Below are 18584 nucleotides of genomic sequence, written 5' to 3' on the forward strand. Positions count from 1 at the left end.
CAATCATGTATCTGAGTAAAAATGCCTCCGGCACCTACTACACTCGTCTCCCGCTGCCTAAGTCATTACGTGACCGTGGCTTGCCCTTCGCTATCCGTACTTCCCTTTGCACCAAAGATAGGCAGCTCGCCGTAGACCGCAACCTAGCAGTGGCAGCTCGTACTCGTGCACTAATCGCGGCTACCCCTGCCGATACTACACCCCGCAGTTTCTATCGCTGGATCCGCGCCGATCTAGACGCTTTCAAAGCTGCGGGATTTGCTGCATCTCTTACGCCCTCCCAATCCATTGCTTCCCCCATCGAGTCCTCGACTTGCCCCGCCAAGGGGATTGCCCTTACCCAGGCGTTGACACAGTTTCTCGACGCCAAATCGAGTGAGGGGATCCAACATAAATCCGTGGGCCAGCTCCAACTTCGGATCAACGCCTTCGTCACCTGGGCCAAAGGGGTCAAAGCCGATCAGGTGACCCCAACCTTGGCGCAGGAGTACCGCAACATCTTGCTGCGCAAGAGCGACATCAGTTTCAAAACTAAGACCGATTATCTGGCAGCCCTGAAACAGTTCTTCCGTTGGTGCGTGGCACTGGACTATTGCAGTCGTAACCCTTTCGATGGGCTGACGGCAGGTAAAAGACCGAGCAAACGGGCGGATGAAGAGCGAGTGCGCTGGCATCGCCCTCAACTGGCTCAGCTGTTTGCCAGCCTGCGCAGCAAACAATCCCAGAAAGGCAAAAAGTTGAGAATTCAGGACTGGTGGGTGCCCCTGCTATGCCTGTACGCAGGGTTGCGGCCTTCCGAGGCCTGCCAGCTCAAAACTCAGAACATCAAACAGGTTGAGGGGATTTGGTGTTTGATGGTCGATGCGGGAGAGGCGGATCAACAGCTCAAAACTGCCAATGCGTACCGTACCGTGCCGTTGCATAGTGCGTTGATTGGACATCAATTCCTGGACTATGTGGAGAGTCGTCGCAGTCAAGGGAAGGTATTTTTGTTCGATGACCAACCATCAGGCAAAGACGACGACTGGGCGCATAACATCACCTGTCGCTTCCAACGCCACCTCAATGATGCTGGCATCGTAGGTCAGGGCCGTCCCACGCTTTACGGACTGCGGCATACCTTCATCGATGAGTTACAGCAGGCGGACGTTGCTGAGCATATTGTGGCCGAACTTGCGGGACACAGTAAAAACGGCCTGACGTTTGGCCGCTATGGCAAACGTGTGAACATTAGGCTGCTGAATGAGAAAATCCAATCCCTTCCTACCGACCTGATACCCCACCACCTGCTGTCAGGGGGAAAATCACCGTAAAGATGACGCATATTTTTTGGGTAACAGGGCTGTCTCCCCCCCATGAAAAAACCAATATGAGAGCATTTCTCGGCGGTTTAATGGGGCGGGTATGGCCCTATCTTCATGATTTATAATGATTTTAAGCGCACTGGAAAATATTTAAAAAATCTAATAAAAACATGTTGACATTTATTTTTATTTGTGGGTCATTTGCATTGACAGGTGGGCCTCAATCGTTGTAGTATGCTGATAAAGCTGCTAACAAGGACATAACAACGACAGTAAACACGAAGGATCGAAACGAAATGAATATGGCGTAGAACACACCGACACGTTTATCTCGTTCAAACAAGGGTTATCACCCCTTCAGATTTAAAAAATACCGCCAATATCACAGCTATCTTCGATACGCTGAACGGGTTGTTATTACCCAAATTCGGGTGAAGTGAATAACACATGGTATTTACTTGATGCAATGTTGAGTAAAAATCTGACGGGAACATTTGATTATATCGATTAAATGACATCAGCCATCGCTAATGTATACTCGGCATTTGACAAATTAACAGGATTTTGAGGTGAAACTTATCTGTTTATAGCGTCACAGAGTAATTTATATCGCTGTTTTTAGGTGCACTATTACCCTCTCGGTATCGATGCGTGAGCATCACGTTTTGCTATTGCTGTTTTTGTAATTGAAGGAGTATTTATAACTGTAATGAGGGTGATTATGAACAAACAAACCAATAAAAGGACCGTTCAAAAACAAAAAACTAAACACAACACTGTGCGTTCAGTCATTGTTGATGAGCATTCACTGGCGGCAGCCATTCGTCAGCACCTGGAAATCAAAAAATACCAGTATGCGCAGACAACCTATGACATTTCGAAGCGTAAAGCAGAACAGTTGATAAAATGGATTGGTGATAAACCGCTGACGTCATATCGTGCGAGTGACATTGAACTGCTCGTAGTGAAATTTTGCACCAAAAAATATAAAGGAAATACCATCAATCAATATTTGGATATATTGAGGCAAGTCTTTGCCCGAGCTGTCAGCGATGGTGTTATTCATACCAGTCCAATGGATGGCATTAAAAAATGTAAATTTGAGGTGGACGAACCCGATCCATTTTATCAATACGAAATTAAGGCATTTCTTGCCCTGAAAAACACCCATTTGCTGGAGGTGTCACTCATCCAACTCGGTATCTCTACGGGGCTGCGTATCAGTGAGTTAATGGCGGTCAGTGCGGAGGCGGTCAATCTCGACAAGAAGACCTTATTGGTTGACCTTGCGTTGGTTGATGGGCAGTACAAAACGCCTAAAACCAGGGGATCTATTCGCACGATAGAGCTGTCAGAACAGGCTGTTGGATCTCTCAAAACCTTGATGAGGCTAGCGGAGCATCGTAAGGCTAAGAAGATTACGGTCACGAGGTCGGACAATCGCACTCAGATGAGTGAACAACGCACCCTGCTGGCTTACTACAGCGCCAAAAGGCGCAGTTATGCCTCGGTTGATGAGTTCCGTGAGCGGTTTTTCAGGCCGTTCTGTCAGGCTGCTGGGGTGCGTTATCGGGGGCCATCTCAATTTCGGCACACCTATGCAAGCCAACTGCTCTCGGCGGGGATCAGCATCGAGTGGATAGCCCGTCAGATGGGGCACACCGGTACGGAGATGGTGGTACGCCATTATGGCAAATGGTTGATGGAGGACGCCCCTGATTATAGGGGTAAGGCAGACACGGTATTTAATGCCTGTATGGCTGGTCAGCAGGCTCCAGTTAATGTGCCGAACAGTAATCCAAAAACTGAAGACAAAAAAACTGAAAGCGAATTCGATGTCGACGCATTACTGGCAACTCCTGTTGTCATGCAGAGATTGATGAGTGTTTTAATGCAGCGAATTTCTGTGGCGCAGTAAATCACTGTTTACATCACGCATTCAGCATTAATTTAAAACTAAATCGCACCTTTAATAAAGGGATCCACGTCGTGGGTGGGGAAATCCTGCCCACTATCTAAAGAAGGCGTTATTCAAGCGCTCTGGGAGATGACCGAATGGCTACACAGGCAACGGAAAAGGAATATGAAAAACTGGCAAAAAATCATTATGAAATCCTAAAGAAAAAAGGCCTCAATATCACAGCAAAAAACATTGCGGATGAATTGTTGGCTCGCGCTTCAGAATGCAGTCCTGGCTATTGGCGAAAACTGCGCCGTGCACTGGTATATCATCAAAAATTGTTGAATTTTCCCGACGCGGCCGAGCGAATTCAAGCCCTGAGTAGGCCAGATATACCGGTTAAGGCAAAACAAAAAAGAGTTAAGAAGGTCGAGAATGATGACCTCGTGGAACTGATTCAGTATTTTAAGGCGCGTAATGACAGCGCTATGTTGGCGGCCATATTGTTGTTTATGCGCGCGGGGATAAGACCTGCTGAACTAGCCACCATAACTGCGCAGGGTAATCGGCTCACCGTTATCGGAGCCAAAAAAAGTCATGATGGCAAACGTGGTGCAGATAGGGTCTTACAGTTTGACACGCTTTCGCCAGAAGAATTGCAACTTATGGTGACCGAGGCAAAGAAAGCAAAAATTGGCTCATTGCAGGACAAGCTGCGTGCGGCGGGCAAAAGCCTCTGGCCGACGCGAAAATCGCTGCCGACCTTTTACAGCTGGCGCCATCAGATGGGCTCTGAGCTCAAAGCGTCTGGGCTCGACCGGCAGCGCATTGCCTACATCATGGGTCATCAGGCAACGTCTTCTGTGGACAAATACGGCAATCGTAAATCCGCTAATGGTAACGTGTTACCCACTTGCCCAGCGGATGCTGACCTGAGCCATATCAGGACAACGCACGCCGAGCTTTCTGTGGATAACAAAACTTATCGCCAGGTAGCTACACTCACAACAGTGGCTGAGCCTTCGCCGAGCGCAGATTCAACTGCCCCAACAAAGCCGAGAGGCATGGCGGCATTCATCAATCGGCATCGCGATGCCGATGACGACTTATCCCGATAAGGGAGCGGCTACAGGGGGACAGCTTTGCTGCTATCACAGCATGGCAAATCCTCCTGGGGCGCAACCGTAAGAACGCCTTCGTCGCAACCGTAAGAACGCAGAGCCAACACAGCGTAAGAACGCGGGGTAAAACATTCTTACGAACGTAAGAATGTGGGTGTGGTGAGAGTAGCGAACCCGGAACCCCCGTAGGTTGCGCAGCGACCGGAGTGGGGTGGAGAACCCATTTTTATGGAGGGTATGAAGCGGTCAATATGGCATGACATGAGCCGGATATAGGTGTCCAGGTGGAGTCTGACGAGGCACGAGGAAGAACTACCTTGACGCCTATATATCGGTGACGGTCATCCATATTGATGGCGCAATACCCGCCATAAAAACTGTTTAGATGATTATTTGTTATTACACAAAACGCAGCCATAACATCGCTTGGTGCTGATCAATCGAGGGTGTTTACATCACAACCAGTATCTAACCAGCAGAATTTATGACAGCCGAAAAGGTACCATATTGTTTAACAACATAGAGGAAATAGATGAAAATTCTAAACGAAATTTTGGCAATCATTTCAGAACACCCGCGCACCGGATCTAGCAGGGTGCTGGCTGCTGCGTTGGCATCGGCATGTAACACTCAATACACAGTGTCATTGCTCGATGTGTCTGTGAGGCTCGATGAAAGTGGCAGGCGGCTGGTTGAGCGTCTGGCTCGGATCACTCAGGAACCTGACTATTCGAACGCTGCACAGGATAAGGCGCTCGAACGCCTTCGGGCGATCGGACTCAGTTGCTAATCGAGGACAGACGACCAATGCCGCCATTATTGGTGGCATTTTTATACCTGATTATCCATGCCCTTTATATTGATAGCGCAATACCATACATAAAAACGCTTTATCTGCAACAACACGGGTAGTTAATTATACATATACGCATGATTAGCTTATGCATATATGTAAACGATGAGACATATCAACAGTACCAAGTCACCACAATAATATAGGTATGTTTATGAATAATGAAAAGCATTATAATTTCAGTCCTGCTGCGGGATTAATTTCCAGCCAGCAAAACCCTAATTGGGTGGTGGATAATCTGATTGAAAAAGGCGAGCAGTGGATTATTAGTGGCTCGCCCAAAACGGGTAAATCGCTGCTTGCAACGCAGTTGGGCTTGGCTGTAGCCAGCGGTAGTGTATTTTTAAATTGGGAAATTAAAAGGCCAGCGCTCGTATTGTATATGGATTTTGAGGTCAATGACAGATTGTTTTGGCAGCGGTACTACACCATGTCGGAACAGACCAACTTGGGCGATGCAAAAAACATTAAAACATTCTTGCGGTGCGGCGATTATAAATCGACAGATGTATTAGATCCTATTGCATCACAGGCAATACTAGGGAAGGTGCGAATAAGTCATATGGCACGAGAGCATTTAATGGTAACCCATTGATATTAAATGACTAAAATTTTCATTTTTTGTTCGTGGGATACTTGTTCGCACTTTCCCTAGATATTGTCAACGACATTCAACCGGATTTGATCATCTGGGATGTCCTCGCTCGGATGCATAATGCAGAGGAAAACGACAATGGCGAAATGGGTCAGGTGATGCGAGCCATTCGAAAAATCAGCGGCTCAGCTGCACACATCATCGTTCATCACGCAAGAAAGGCATCGCCTAATGCAGGTGGGGTTAACGCTGGCGTAATGAGCATGCGGGGAGCTTCTTCAATTCATGGTGAGGCCGATGGTGTCATCTCACTGGGGACACGAGAGGGTCAGGGCGCTCGCTACAACCTGACGTTCAGTGCGAGGGCGGTTGAAACACCTGACGAAATACTCCTTAATCGTATTGGGCTGACATTAGTCAGTGCCATCGGGGAGGAGCGCGACAAGCTGATGCATGGGCTGCTGGAGGCACTGGAAGGCCAAGAGGCGATTTCTGCCACCACATTGACCGAGAGGTTTTGCCAGTATTTCTCTGTAAAAGAACGGCAGGCAAAAAATTACATAAAAAAATGTGTCGATAATGGTTGGGTGACAAGGGTGGCGACATCTGAACGGACTGAATATGTATTAACAGATGGCATTGCTATCACACATTTAGCAGATTCATCCACATCCGCTAATTAATTGGATGCAATGGTGCAATGAACTACATATATATAAGTATTGCATGTGATATATTGCACCCCCTTAACAATCCCCCGGCTCGATGAGGATAAATCTACTCTTATCCTCATCGGTTGACATCTCGAAAATAAGTAGGTATGAAAGCATCAAGTATTAATTTTAAAAAAATCTAACCCCCCCGTTTGTTTTCAAATAAAAAAGGAATTTTTTCATGAAAACAAAAAAACGGTTTTATTATTTTACTGGCTGGGATTGAACTTCACGCTGCCTCTTTTTCAGTGCACTCTCCTCCTTATCGCCATTTGTAAAAATGCGTCTCATCGGAAGCCGTCTTTACTTTCATAAATTCCACATAGAACTGCGTTCTATGTGAATATATGATCCAGAGTTTAGCAATGCAGGCCGGTCAATAAGAACTCATCTCAGTGTATTAACGGTCAACTCTGAGTTCGTTAGGAGAGACCCGTCGGCCAAGTGGTACGGGTGCATGCATTCAAGATACGAGAAAATTGTACTTATAAGCACCCCAGTTTTTCGGGGGGGGGATTGCCGGTCAATAACTGTGCAACAAACACCCAAAATGGGCAAAAAAAAATCAAGAGCAAAATTTGTACAATTATTTTTTCAATAAATAATTCCTTTAAAATCAATGGCATGATCCAGCTTTTTGACTTGACAGAGGAAATCTCTCGGTTTACCGTGGGCACTCTCTTAGATACCCAATGGCGACTCATGATGGATCAACTATGCGATAGGATTTTGAAATGGCGGGAGAAATTTAAAAATTTCAATATCTCTATTTATACTAATTTTTCGTGGGGCTGGTGATCGGGTTCTGCTCCCGGTTCTGCTCCCGAGTATTCAAATAGGATGATTGTTATATCATCACAACAGCAACCGTTTGCCAATTTCCCCCACTGGACTAATCATGATAATTTTAACTAAAAAGCCTTTCATCGGCCCATTCATCTACCACCTAAACGGCTATATCACTGAGCCCGGATCTGTGCTCCCATTTATCGATGAAAGATCCTATAACCAACCCATTTTGCTGGCTAAACATTTCAACCAACTGCGACGTGACAGCGTCGAGGCTGGTTTTAATGCTGGCTGTGGTAGCGCCGACGTTCGACACTGCCTGATCACCCAATTTATCCTGCTGGGTCATCCCGATCTGCCGCATCTCGAGTTTATCCCGCAGCCACCCCGGGAGCAGTGCTATACGCAACCAGAGGATGGGCATAGATGCCAGAGGCGACTAAGGGCTCGAACATACACCTATCAGGTCAGCGGCTATATCATCGACTCTAGCTATCCACAGCCATTCACTGAGCTGATTCGATTGGATACCCCCCTATTATCGGGCGAGAATTTTTTCCAGATGACCCAGCATCTGCGTAACCACCTGCTGGGTGCAATCCCAAGCCATCCTCATATGAACCCCAGCCTGTTAGTGACCGAGTTCAATTTGCTCCACGATCCGGTTTACGACCTCAGCGATGCGTTTCACTCCACTGTCGCACGGTGTTCGGATGGAATGCTGCGGGATAACGGGATTTGTGTCGCGAGCAGTTAGTCTAGGGAAGGTGCGAACAAGTGGATCGCACTTTCACCACGAGCTCTTTGTCCGCATTTGAAATGCCCATCACTCCAAAAACCTAACTTTTTGCCGCAAGTATTCGGCTATTAAGCGCCATTTAGCCTCATTTTCGAGGCTTATCTCGATTTTTGGGCACAGCTATCCCCCCCATGCCCGTATCATCTGGTCCACGCGAAACAGATTCACCAGCGTAAACAACATCGCCAGTTGGTTGTCGTTCTTGCGCAGCCCCTTGAACCGCGCCTTCACAAAGCCAAACTGACGTTTGATGACCCGAAACGGGGGCTCCACTTTGGCGCGGATGCTTGTTGAGCTCCTTGAGCCTGCCTGGTCGCATCGCAATCGCAATCGCCCACATTGTGCCTTTCCGCCAGCTCTTCACGATTTTCCGCACCCTGATATCGCTGCGTCAGCGAACACAAATGCCTCCTCGCCATGGAGCAGATTTCCCACTTGATTGAGGTCATGCTCATTGGCTGCCGTGGTCTCCAGACTGTGTGTCAGGCTACTCTTGGCATCGACACCGATATGAGCCTTCATGCCGAAGTATCATTGATTGCCTTTCTTCTTGGTCTGGTGCATCTCGCCGTCACGCTCGCCACGCTTGTTCTTGGTCGAGCAAGGGGCAGTCTGTTAGTAATCGATTTTTTGCTCATGTAGGTGCATAGAAATCTCAGTTTACACACGTAAAAAAGCCACGGTTTTTTTCCAGAACATCTAAGCTTTTTTTTCATGATCTCATGATTTTTTGGCGAGATTTTTATACTGTTTTTTTTTACTTTTTATGTTGGAAATAATTATGTGAAACCCCATTATTTTTTCCACGAAAATGACTTTTCTCCGTGTGATTTTTTTGATTTTCATTGTTTTAAACTTCTCATTATGGACAGTAAAAAGAGAGCAAAAATCAGTTCATATTTAATGAAAAAAATATTTTCGATATTTTTGCTAATTGCTATTGCCATTTGCATGAAATCAACCTAAATTAACTGCAACTAGACGCGCGCTATACATTTATCACTACAAATAGTGAATGTGTTTTGCGTTAACCTATAAGTTTTTATTTGGCAATAAACTCATTGCTTTGGGGTAGGTCTTCAACCTACCAATAGATAAACACAAGTGCTGAAAAATCTTCGTTAATATATGAGGTTGTATTATGATTGAAAAAGTTAATGATGACGTCTGTGCGATTGAATCTGAGGTTATTAATAATGCACTCGTCCATTTGATGGGGGGCATTAACCGGAATGAAAACACCTACCTGATTACCCATGATTAGCAGTCAGTTACCACGAACTATACTGATCTTACGTACAGTTATCGAGGTGCGAGATCATGGCCAAAAGCAAAATCCAATTCCAGAAAGGCTACAGCCTGTTTGAGTTTCTCAAGGACTATGGCACTGAGGCTCAGTGCGAAAACGCGCTGTTCACTTGGCGTTTTCCTAACGGCTTTGTCTGCCCTGAATGTGCCAACAAGACCTGTTGTCGCCTGAGAAGGCGGCCACGTGTGTGGCAATGCAATCACTGCCGTCACCAGATGTCATTGACTGGAAACACGATTTTCGCAAACACCAAGCTCCCACTGACCAAGTGGTTTCTGGCAATGCACCTGTTGTCACAAACCAAAACAGGCTTGTCAGCGATGGAGCTAAAGCGCCAGTTGGGCGTCAAATATGACACCGCCTGGATGCTCAAGCACAAGCTGCTGCAAGCCATGAAAGAGTCCGATGACAAGCAGCCCATCAGCGGCATCATTCAGCTCGATGATGTCTACTGGGGTGGCGAGCGCCGTGGTGGCAAACGGGGTCGGGGCGCGGCAGGCAAGACGCCGTTTGTGGCAGCAGTGGCCCTGAACAAGGAAGGACATCCAATCAAGATGCGGATGACGGTGGTCGATGGTTTCAAAACCAAGTCCGTTGCTGATTGGGCAAAACGGCATATTGCCAGTGGTAGCGCGGTGATATCCGATGGATTGGCCTGTTTCAAAGCGGTCAAGGAGGCCAATTGTGAGCACCTGGGTGTTGTCACCGGGGGCAACCTGGACTGGCTGGATCATCCGGCATTCAACTGGGTAAACACGATGATAGGAAATGTGAAAAACTCGCTGCGGGGCAGTTGCCATACGCTCGGAGCGAAGCATTTACCAAGGCATCTTGCGGAATACTGCTTCCGGTTTAATCATCGTTTTGACCTCAAGAGCATGTTGGTTGAATTGGGGCATGCAGTCGTGGCAAGCCCTCCGATGCCATATCGGCTCTTGAAGCTGGCTGAGGGTCATGGGTAATCAGGATTCCAGAAAGGCTACAGCCTGTTTGAGTTTCTCAAGGACTATGGCACTGAGGCTCAGTGCGAAAACGCGCTGTTCACTTGGCGTTTTCCTAACGGCTTTGTCTGCCCTGAATGTGCCAACAAGACCTGTTGTCGCCTGAGAAGACGGCCACGTGTGTGGCAATGCAATCACTGCCGTCATCAGATGTCATTGACTGGAAACACGATTTTCGCAAACACCAAGCTCCCACTGACCAAGTGGTTTCTGGCAATGCACCTGTTGTCACAAACCAAAACAGGCTTGTCAGCGATGGAGCTAAAGCGCCAGTTGGGCGTCAAATATGACACCGCCTGGATGCTCAAGCACAAGCTGCTGCAAGCCATGAAAGAGTCCGATGACAAGCAGCCCATCAGCGGCATCATTCAGCTCGATGATGTCTACTGGGGTGGCGAGCGCCGTGGTGGCAAACGGGGTCGGGGCGCGGCAGGCAAGACGCCGTTTGTGGCAGCAGTGGCCCTGAACAAGGAAGGACATCCAATCAAGATGCGGATGACGGTGGTCGATGGTTTCAAAACCAAGTCCGTTGCTGATTGGGCAAAACGGCATATTGCCAGTGGTAGCGCGGTGATATCCGATGGATTGGCCTGTTTCAAAGCGGTCAAGGAGGCCAATTGTGAGCACCTGGGTGTTGTCACCGGGGGCAACCTTGATTTGCTGGATCATCCGGCATTCAACTGGGTAAACACGATGATAGGGAATGTGAAGAACTCGCTGCGGGGCAGTTGTCATAAGCTCGGAGCGAAGCATTTACCAAGGCATCTTGCTGAATACTGCTTCCGGTTTAATCATCGTTTTGACCTCAAGAGCATGTTGGTAGAATTGGGGCATGCAGTCGTGGCAAGCCCTCCGATGCCATATCGACTCTTGAAGCTGGCTGAGGGTCATGGGTAATCAGGAACACCTATGCCCTTGATAAGCATGTGGTGCTCAAAAATAGTAACTATATGTATGAACTTCATGATTTCCCCCCGTTTGTCCTTGTAAATAAGGACATTGCAATGCTTGTTGCAAGAGCATTAGATGATGTGTCTATTCATGTACAGGATCTTTAGCGGCAACCAATTGAAATAGATATAAAAAAGGCTTCGTTTGTGATCTGATTTTATCGCCAAACAAAATCAACACGCGCGAAGCCTATGACTATTATCAACGCTAATTACTATCTGGAGCAACTCTTGGCTCCCGCCGCACTCGAGCGCATTGCTCGGCTCTGCAAGTTTTGTCTGCGTCAGCGTGCCATTACCCCAGCCATGCTCGTACCTGCACTGCTGCGGGCCATGGGAGGCGACCAGGTCAATGACATTGCCGGTTTACACCGCCATTTCAATGCCTTGCAACTGGTAAACACCCATCAGGTTTCTTACAAACCGTTTCACAATCAGCTGCGCAAAGAGAGCTTTGCCCTGTTTATGAAAGCCCTGGTCGAGCGGGCCATCGCCTTGCGTATCGACCATCAACTCAAAGCAGCCTCCCTCGGCGCGTTCAAGCAGGTGTTACTGCACGATGGCACCTCCTTTGCGGTGCATCGGCGCCTTGCTGCTGATTTTCCCGGCCGGTTCAAGACCATCAGTCCGGCAGCTATCGAGTGCCATATGACCATGTCACTGTCGGAGCAGAGCCCGTTGTGCATGAGTGTGTCTGCCGATACCGCAGGGGAACGGCAATTTCTGCCTGAAGCCCACACGCTGACCAACTGCCTGCTGCTGGCTGACGCAGGTTACATTGACAGGGCTTGGTTTGAGCAGGTGAACGACGCTGGCGGATTTTATCTGGTGCGCGGCACGAAAAGCCTGAACCCCAAGATAATCCAAGCCTGGCGCGGTGATGGACGGGAAGTACCCAAGCTGGCGGGACTATCTCTGAGAGAGGCCGGACGGCGACGCTGTCGGGCCGAGGTACTGGATATGGTGGTGAAGTCCGGCCAGGTCGAGTACCGGTTGATCCGGCGCTGGTTTGCTGAGGAAAAGCGGTTCTGTCTGTGGATGACGAACCTACCGCGAGCAGCATGGTCAGCAGAGCAGGTGATGAGCCTGTATCGCTGCCGTTGGCAGGTGGAGTTGTTATTTAAAGAGTGGAAATCGCACAACCGGCTCAAGGGGTTTGTGACGGGCGAGAAAGCGATTGCCGAGGGGTTGGTGTGGACGAGCCTGCTGTCGCTGGTGATGAAGAGACGGGTCGCGCAGAGTGTGATGAGTGGGGCGCTATCGATGCTGAAAGCGTCGAAGAACAGTGCGACGTGGTGGCTACCGCTATTGGAAGCAGTGGCCCATAGGGCGCTGACAGAAATAAGGGAAAGATTGGAATGGGCTGCCGATTATTTGGCCAAGAACGCCTGCCGAACCAAGCAGAGAAAGTCGATACAGAACAGGACCTTGGAAGGCGTTTTAAATGGACTCGCCGCTTAAGGTCCTGTACATGTGTGTCTATTAAGACATATTATGATGATCTTGCTGATGCATTTTACAATGATGAGAATGGTCGTACTGTTACTTATGATCAAGTACATTCTGATTGGGCCCGTAGCAACATGCCTAGTTACTATATGCCAGGTGGAGACTACCAATCTGCTGAGAATTTCCTTGCAGAGATGGGGGCTGACAATGTGAATGAATCTACTATTATAGAAAATTACAAAATGGCGATAAATGTACTCTCAAGAGTAAAAGTATAGCCATTATTGATGTTGGTTCGAGCAAAACTAACTATTGAAAGTTAGTCTGGCTTGCTCCATCAATCTTATTGATGTGTAAGAAGTTTGAACATGATATGTATGAGGTTAAAACACCTTCACCAATAACGTGAAATGCACATCTGATGAAAGTAATAATCTTAAAATAAGCGGGACTGAAAGCGCAGCGCGTTTTGCAGTCCCTTTTTATTTGTTAGATTTGGTATAACGCCTCGATTTTTTACGAGGCCAAACATTGTCTATCTAGCATCGATTTTCAGTTAATTTGGCTTGATACATTAGCCCCTTTATTGTCTGCCGTTGCCATCAAGAAAAGGCATTGCCCACCACTGGTTTTCTCCCAATGTGCTCCAACTGCTGCTTTCTCCCGACTATCCGCGTTATCTTGCAGGTGTTGACCCTTGTATTCGACAACCAGCAAACGACCATCAGTCAATTCACACACGAAATCCGGATAGAAATAACCACCTGCAACAGGTAGTTTGAAAGAGAGTCGAGGTTCTTTCTCTACGTTGCGAACCCAATGTTTTACCTGATTACCCATGACCCTCAGCCAGCTTCAAGAGCCGATATGGCATCGGAGGGCTTGCCACGACTGCATGCCCCAATTCAACCAACATGCTCTTGAGGTCAAAACGATGATTAAACCGGAAGCAGTATTCCGCAAGATGCCTTGGTAAATGCTTCGCTCCGAGCGTATGGCAACTGCCCCGCAGCGAGTTTTTCACATTTCCTATCATCGTGTTTACCCAGTTGAATGCCGGATGATCCAGCCAGTCCAGGTTGCCCCCGGTGACAACACCCAGGTGCTCACAATTGGCCTCCTTGACCGCTTTGAAACAGGCCAATCCATCGGATATCACCGCGCTACCACTGGCAATATGCCGTTTTGCCCAATCAGCAACGGACTTGGTTTTGAAACCATCGACCACCGTCATCCGCATCTTGATTGGATGTCCTTCCTTGTTCAGGGCCACTGCTGCCACAAACGGCGTCTTGCCTGCCGCGCCCCGACCCCGTTTGCCACCACGGCGCTCGCCACCCCAGTAGACATCATCGAGCTGAATGATGCCGCTGATGGGCTGCTTGTCATCGGACTCTTTCATGGCTTGCAGCAGCTTGTGCTTGAGCATCCAGGCGGTGTCATATTTGACGCCCAACTGGCGCTTTAGCTCCATCGCTGACAAGCCTGTTTTGGTTTGTGACAACAGGTGCATTGCCAGAAACCACTTGGTCAGTGGGAGCTTGGTGTTTGCGAAAATCGTGTTTCCAGTCAATGACATCTGGTGACGGCAGTGATTGCATTGCCACACACGTGGCCGCCTTCTCAGGCGACAACAGGTCTTGTTGGCACATTCAGGGCAGACAAATGCGTATTCCGGCGAAGTTGAACAGCCATTCCGGCCAACGTGAACACCCTGATCCTTAACGCGCTCACGTCACCCCGTTTCTAACTCGAGTGTTCAGATTGGGTCAACTCACTTCTCCTCTTTCTCATCGATTCTCCCTTCAGTGACAGCCGGTGAGCGTTGTGCATCAGCCGGTCCAGGATCGCATCTGCCAGAGTGTTGTCCCCCAAGCTCGCGTACCACTCTTCCGTTGGCAGCTGACTGACCACGACCGTCGAGTATTTCCCGTACCGATCATCCATGATCTCCAGCAGGGCGTTGCGCTGCTCGGCATTCACCGCTTCCAGTCCCCAGTCATCCAGGATCAGCAGCTCTATCCTTGCCAGTTGACCCAGCAGTCTGGCGTAACTGCCATCTACCTTGGCCTGGCTCAGCTCAAGTAGCAGACGCGGCAGCCGGTAGTAACGAGTGCTGTGCCCCTGCTGACAGGCTTGGTAGCCCAGCGCACAGGCTAGGTAGGTTTTTCCGCAGCCACAGGGGCCGGTAATGAGCAGGTTCTGGCCCCGGCGCAGCCACTCTCCTTGGGCCAGGTTTGCCACCTGTGACCGCTCCAGGTTGCGTGCAGACTGGTAGTCCACCTCTTGCACCGTGGCCTGGAGTTTGAGCCTCGCCTGCTTGACCAGCCGAGCTTGTTTACGCTGCTCCCGGCTCAGTTGTTCGTGTTCGACCAGCAGGCTTAGCCGCTCGATGAAGGGCAGCCCTTCGTAGGTACTTGCCTGTTCCAGTTGTTGTTGCACGGCATCCGCCATGCCAGTCAGTTTCAGGTGTCTCAAGCGGGTCAGCGTTTGTTGGGTCATGGGTTTTTTCCTCGTTAGTGGAAGCTCTGGGGGCCGCGGATGTTCTCGTGCTCTTGCGGCAGTTCTGGATAACTGAGCGGACTTGCGGGCAGTTGGTCGCGGCCACTGGTCAGCACCGACTTGAGCTGCTTGAGCCGCACCAGTCCTTCCCGGTTGGCCAGCTGGCAACAGCCTTCGACTCGTGATGGCGGATACTCCCGGCTAAGACTCAGCAGTCCCAGGCAGAGTCGGTATGCCTGCTCGGCATGGGCTTTCTCTGCCAGCCGTTCGCTAACCCAGCACAAGGTGCCCGGTCCGATGTCGGCAGCCCACTGCTTAAGACGCCCTGGCGTCCAGCGTTGCTGCTTGCTGTGACGTTCCGGCATGTGCTCAGGGAGTGTGCTCATCCCCGGGATGGTTTTACGCGGATGGCTCGCGACCAGCTGTTGCTGGTGATAGACCTGAAGCAGGGTATCGCCCGCATGGAGCTCCAGTTGCTGACCCACATACTGGTGCGGCACCGAGTAATGGTGCTGCTCATAACTGACGTGATAGTCGATGTTGACCTTGACCGTTTTGATGGCGACATAGCGATAGGGATGCACCGGTAGTGACCCCAGTGCCGGGCGGTCCAACTGCTCAAACGCCTCGCGTCGGTTACCGGGCAGCTGCTTGAACGGGCGCTCGTTGAGCTCATTCAACAAAGCCCGGATGCACTGGTTTAGCTCGGCAAGCGAGAAGAAGGTCTGATGGCGTAGACGAGCCAGGATCCAGCGCTCGACGATCTGCACACCCACCTCGGCCTTGGCTTTGTCCTTAGGCTTGTAAGGGCGAGCTGGCATCACCGCCACCTGATAGTGCTCGGCCAACTGCTGGTAGCTGGGGTTGAGCTCGGGATCGTATCGGCAAGCCTTGCTGACACCGCTCTTGAGGTTGTCGGGGATCAGCAGTACCGGTGTCCCGCCGAAAAACTCAAAGGCACGGACATGGCTTTGCAGCCAGTCCGGCAGTGACTGGGACCAGGTGGCCTCGGCAAAGGTGTAGTTGGACGCACCGAGCACGGCGACAAAGACTTGTGCCTGACGGACCTCACCCGTAGTCGGCGACACGATGGGCACCGTGGGCCCGCAGTAGTCGATAAAGAGCTTTTCCCCCGCCTTGTGGATCTGGCGCATGGAGCGCTTTTGCAACTGACACCAGGACTTGTAACGGTCACAGAACTGGGAGTAGCTGTAACAGCTATTGGGATAGCGCTGGGTGTACTCCTCCCAGAGCAGCTGTTTGGAGACCCCCTTGCGCTTGAGCTCCTGATGGACAGAGGGCCAATCCGGCACAACATGGCGGGCCGAGATGGTGGTATCGGCCTGCGGATAGAACAGGGCAGCCAGTCGGCCATCATCAAGCTCGGTAGGTAAGGGCCAGGTAAGGCCGAGCGCCTGGGCACTTTTGAGGAGTTTCTGGATGGAGCCGACACTGACCTTGGTACAGATACTGATTTGGCGAACAGAGAGGTCAGCTTCCAGCCGCAGTCGCAGCACTTCACGAATTTTACGCATTGCAATCCTCTTGGCAGACATAGGCTCTTCCCTGGCAAAAGGGAGAGCGTATCAAAGGTTTTTAAATCAATGCGTTAAGGATGATTCCGGTGAATGTGAACAGTGATTCCGGGATGTTGAACACTGTTTCCGGAAAGGAGGGGCGAAGTGTTCAGGTTGAACCGGAATGAGCGTTCACATTGGTCCGGAAATGGTGTTCACGTTGAATCGGAATTGGTGTTCATGATCGGCCGGAATATGCAACAAAGCCGTTAGGAAAACGCCAAGTGAACAGCGCGTTTTCGCACTGAGCCTCAGTGCCATAGTCCTTGAGAAACTCAAACAGGCTGTAGCCTTTCTGGAATTGGATTTTGCTTTTGGCCATGATCTCGCACCTCGATAACTGTACGTAAGATCAGTATAGTTCGTGGTAACTGACTGCTAATCATGGGTAATCAGGATGTTTTATCTTGGGATGCTCATCGATTGCACGTGCACACAAAAACTCTTCAGCCCATTTGCCAGCAGAGGTTTTTTTCCGTAGGTCATGTATCAGAGCACTACCGTAATAGTGTTCAGGCTGAATCGATTTGGGAAACAACGCCCTGGATAGTGAAATGACTTTATTGTGGCGTCTTTTACCGTCCGGTTCATTCGTTCGGCCTGCCCATTGGTCCATGGGTGATATGGCTTGGTCAGTTTGTGCTTTATGCCATGTTGACGGTAGACCTGATCAAAGACGTGCCCAACGAGACGGTTGGTAGGGCCATTCCTTTATCTTGCTTGCTTTGTGAAGGCAATACCGTTGTCTGCGAGAACGGTGAATGGGTAGCCTAGGGAAGGTGCGAATAAGTCATATGGCACGAGAGCATTTAATGGTAACCCATTGATATTAAATGACTAAAATTTTCATTTTTTGTTCGTGGGATACTTGTTCGCACTTTCCCTAGAGAACTACTCGATAACCTCCACCAACTTAAGTGGAAACAGTATTCCCGGTAGGCCTTTAAAGTTAAGCGGTGCGACATTCCAGTCCATCAGACAAAACATCACCAGTGCCTTCTTAACCTTTACCCGTAACTCGCCATTTTCCATGTTGTAGTCGTAGGCTATAGACTCGGGGTGCTCGACACCCTCGTTCACCTTGATGACCAGCGTGACCTGGCGTTGCCACTCATCATCATATTCCTTCCGTTGATCTATAGCAGGTGTTGTTGGTAGCAATTCACAATGGATGATTCGATTGAGTTTGAAGCTACGGAACTCCCCTGATTTGTGGTCAAAGGCCCGTAGGTAGACAAAGGTGCCGGTGCGAAAGAGGGAATGAGGCGCGATGGTGCGGGTGCTGGGGCCATTCTTGACTGACATATAGCTGATGACCACCTCTCTGCTAAGGCTCAGCGCCTGAAACGCCGGATAGAGTGTTGTGATAGAGAGCGTGATCCGGGGGAGTCGGTAAGTGCTGGCATTACCAACAAAGCGCGGCTCGCAGTCAATGGTCACGGTGCCGTCGCACAAGAGTTGAATGGCATCATCGATGTTGTGAATAAACCTCGGGACAAAGTTTTTGCTGGGCCGATAGCACTTCAGGGCCAGATCGTAGGTGAGGTTCTCACCTGACATCTCCTGATAGGCGGAGATGTCGCGGGTTGCCAGGACCTGCTTGATCTCAAAGCGGTTCATCAGAACGTTTCGATTGACTGCGCCAAGGACGTAGGCACAGAGATCGATGTATTGGAGACGTTCGGCTTGGCGTTCATCAATCACGGAAGGCATGTGCAGTTC

General features: G+C 49.6%; 14 protein-coding genes and 4 pseudogenes. 10 read left to right on the top strand and 8 right to left on the bottom strand.

Features of this window, described 5'->3' with window-relative positions:
- Positions 1-5: 5 nt before the first annotated feature.
- The 6 genes from ACPW74_RS07365 to ACPW74_RS07390 all read left to right on the top strand — a co-directional run bounded on the left by ACPW74_RS07365 (position 6) and on the right by ACPW74_RS07390 (position 8032).
- Positions 6-1313, top strand: coding sequence for a site-specific integrase (locus ACPW74_RS07365; protein WP_425858814.1), 1308 nt, complete (start codon positions 6-8; stop codon positions 1311-1313).
- Positions 1314-2025: 712 nt separating this feature from the next.
- On the top strand, positions 2026-3222 hold the full coding sequence (locus tag ACPW74_RS07370; protein WP_425858816.1) for a tyrosine-type recombinase/integrase: 1197 nt from the start codon (positions 2026-2028) through the stop codon (positions 3220-3222).
- A 137-nt stretch (positions 3223-3359) separates the two neighbouring features.
- Positions 3360-4322: a site-specific integrase gene (locus ACPW74_RS07375; protein ID WP_425858818.1), complete on the top strand. Its 963-nt coding sequence runs from the start codon at positions 3360-3362 to the stop codon at positions 4320-4322.
- 1010 nt (positions 4323-5332) lie between these two features.
- Complete coding sequence (locus ACPW74_RS07380; protein WP_425858820.1) at positions 5333-5773, top strand: AAA family ATPase; 441 nt, start codon at positions 5333-5335, stop codon at positions 5771-5773.
- A 41-nt stretch (positions 5774-5814) separates the two neighbouring features.
- Positions 5815-6456, top strand: a complete 642-nt coding sequence (locus ACPW74_RS07385) for an AAA family ATPase (RefSeq protein WP_425858821.1) — start codon at positions 5815-5817, stop codon at positions 6454-6456.
- A gap of 928 nt (positions 6457-7384) precedes the next feature.
- Positions 7385-8032, top strand: a complete 648-nt coding sequence (locus ACPW74_RS07390; protein WP_125602602.1) for a hypothetical protein — start codon at positions 7385-7387, stop codon at positions 8030-8032.
- 162 nt (positions 8033-8194) lie between these two features.
- Here the strand turns inward: ACPW74_RS07390 and ACPW74_RS07395 are convergent.
- A pseudogene (locus ACPW74_RS07395) lies at positions 8195-8683 on the bottom strand (IS5 family transposase); the annotation flags it as partial.
- A gap of 711 nt (positions 8684-9394) precedes the next feature.
- Between ACPW74_RS07395 and ACPW74_RS07400 the strand changes: the two are divergent.
- The 4 genes from ACPW74_RS07400 (at position 9395) to ACPW74_RS07415 (ending at position 13061) form a co-directional block, all read left to right on the top strand.
- Complete coding sequence (locus tag ACPW74_RS07400) at positions 9395-10345, top strand: IS1595-like element ISKpn3 family transposase (RefSeq protein ID WP_005342491.1); 951 nt, start codon at positions 9395-9397, stop codon at positions 10343-10345.
- Between the two features lie 24 nt (positions 10346-10369).
- A complete protein-coding gene (locus tag ACPW74_RS07405) occupies positions 10370-11281 on the top strand; it encodes an IS1595-like element ISKpn3 family transposase (protein ID WP_425859196.1) in 912 nt (303 codons plus the stop codon).
- Positions 11282-11526: 245 nt separating this feature from the next.
- Positions 11527-12795, top strand: coding sequence for an IS4-like element ISApu1 family transposase (locus tag ACPW74_RS07410; protein WP_011191342.1), 1269 nt, complete (start codon positions 11527-11529; stop codon positions 12793-12795).
- Positions 12796-12809: 14 nt separating this feature from the next.
- Positions 12810-13061, top strand: a complete 252-nt coding sequence (locus tag ACPW74_RS07415) for a hypothetical protein (protein WP_425858823.1) — start codon at positions 12810-12812, stop codon at positions 13059-13061.
- Positions 13062-13335: 274 nt separating this feature from the next.
- On the opposite strand, the gene ACPW74_RS07420 is transcribed toward ACPW74_RS07415, so the two are convergent.
- The 7 genes and pseudogenes from ACPW74_RS07420 to ACPW74_RS07450 all read right to left on the bottom strand — a co-directional run bounded on the left by ACPW74_RS07420 (position 13336) and on the right by ACPW74_RS07450 (position 18575).
- A complete protein-coding gene (locus tag ACPW74_RS07420) occupies positions 13336-13623 on the bottom strand; it encodes a hypothetical protein (protein WP_425858825.1) in 288 nt (95 codons plus the stop codon).
- A pseudogene (locus ACPW74_RS07425) lies at positions 13616-14449 on the bottom strand (IS1595-like element ISKpn3 family transposase); the annotation flags it as partial. The gene ACPW74_RS07420 and the pseudogene ACPW74_RS07425, both read right to left, overlap by 8 nt.
- An 80-nt stretch (positions 14450-14529) precedes the next feature.
- On the bottom strand, positions 14530-15285 hold the full coding sequence (gene istB, locus ACPW74_RS07430) for an IS21-like element ISAs29 family helper ATPase IstB (RefSeq protein ID WP_000194037.1): 756 nt from the start codon (positions 15283-15285) through the stop codon (positions 14530-14532).
- Between the two features lie 14 nt (positions 15286-15299).
- On the bottom strand, positions 15300-16841 hold the full coding sequence (gene istA / locus ACPW74_RS07435) for an IS21-like element ISAs29 family transposase (protein ID WP_111809685.1): 1542 nt from the start codon (positions 16839-16841) through the stop codon (positions 15300-15302).
- A 220-nt stretch (positions 16842-17061) separates the two neighbouring features.
- Positions 17062-17184, bottom strand: a pseudogene (locus ACPW74_RS07440) (IS1595 family transposase); the annotation flags it as partial.
- A 224-nt stretch (positions 17185-17408) separates the two neighbouring features.
- Positions 17409-17513, bottom strand: a pseudogene (locus ACPW74_RS07445) (integrase core domain-containing protein); the annotation flags it as partial.
- A 240-nt stretch (positions 17514-17753) separates the two neighbouring features.
- The gene (locus ACPW74_RS07450; RefSeq protein ID WP_043122269.1) at positions 17754-18575 is read right to left on the bottom strand and encodes a WYL domain-containing protein; all 822 of its coding nucleotides are present in this window, start codon (positions 18573-18575) and stop codon (positions 17754-17756) included.
- Positions 18576-18584 lie beyond the last annotated feature (9 nt).

It is taken from the genome of Aeromonas sp. INTO2 (assembly GCF_049860605.1).
GTDB classification, from domain to species: Bacteria; Pseudomonadota; Gammaproteobacteria; order Enterobacterales; family Aeromonadaceae; genus Aeromonas; species Aeromonas caviae.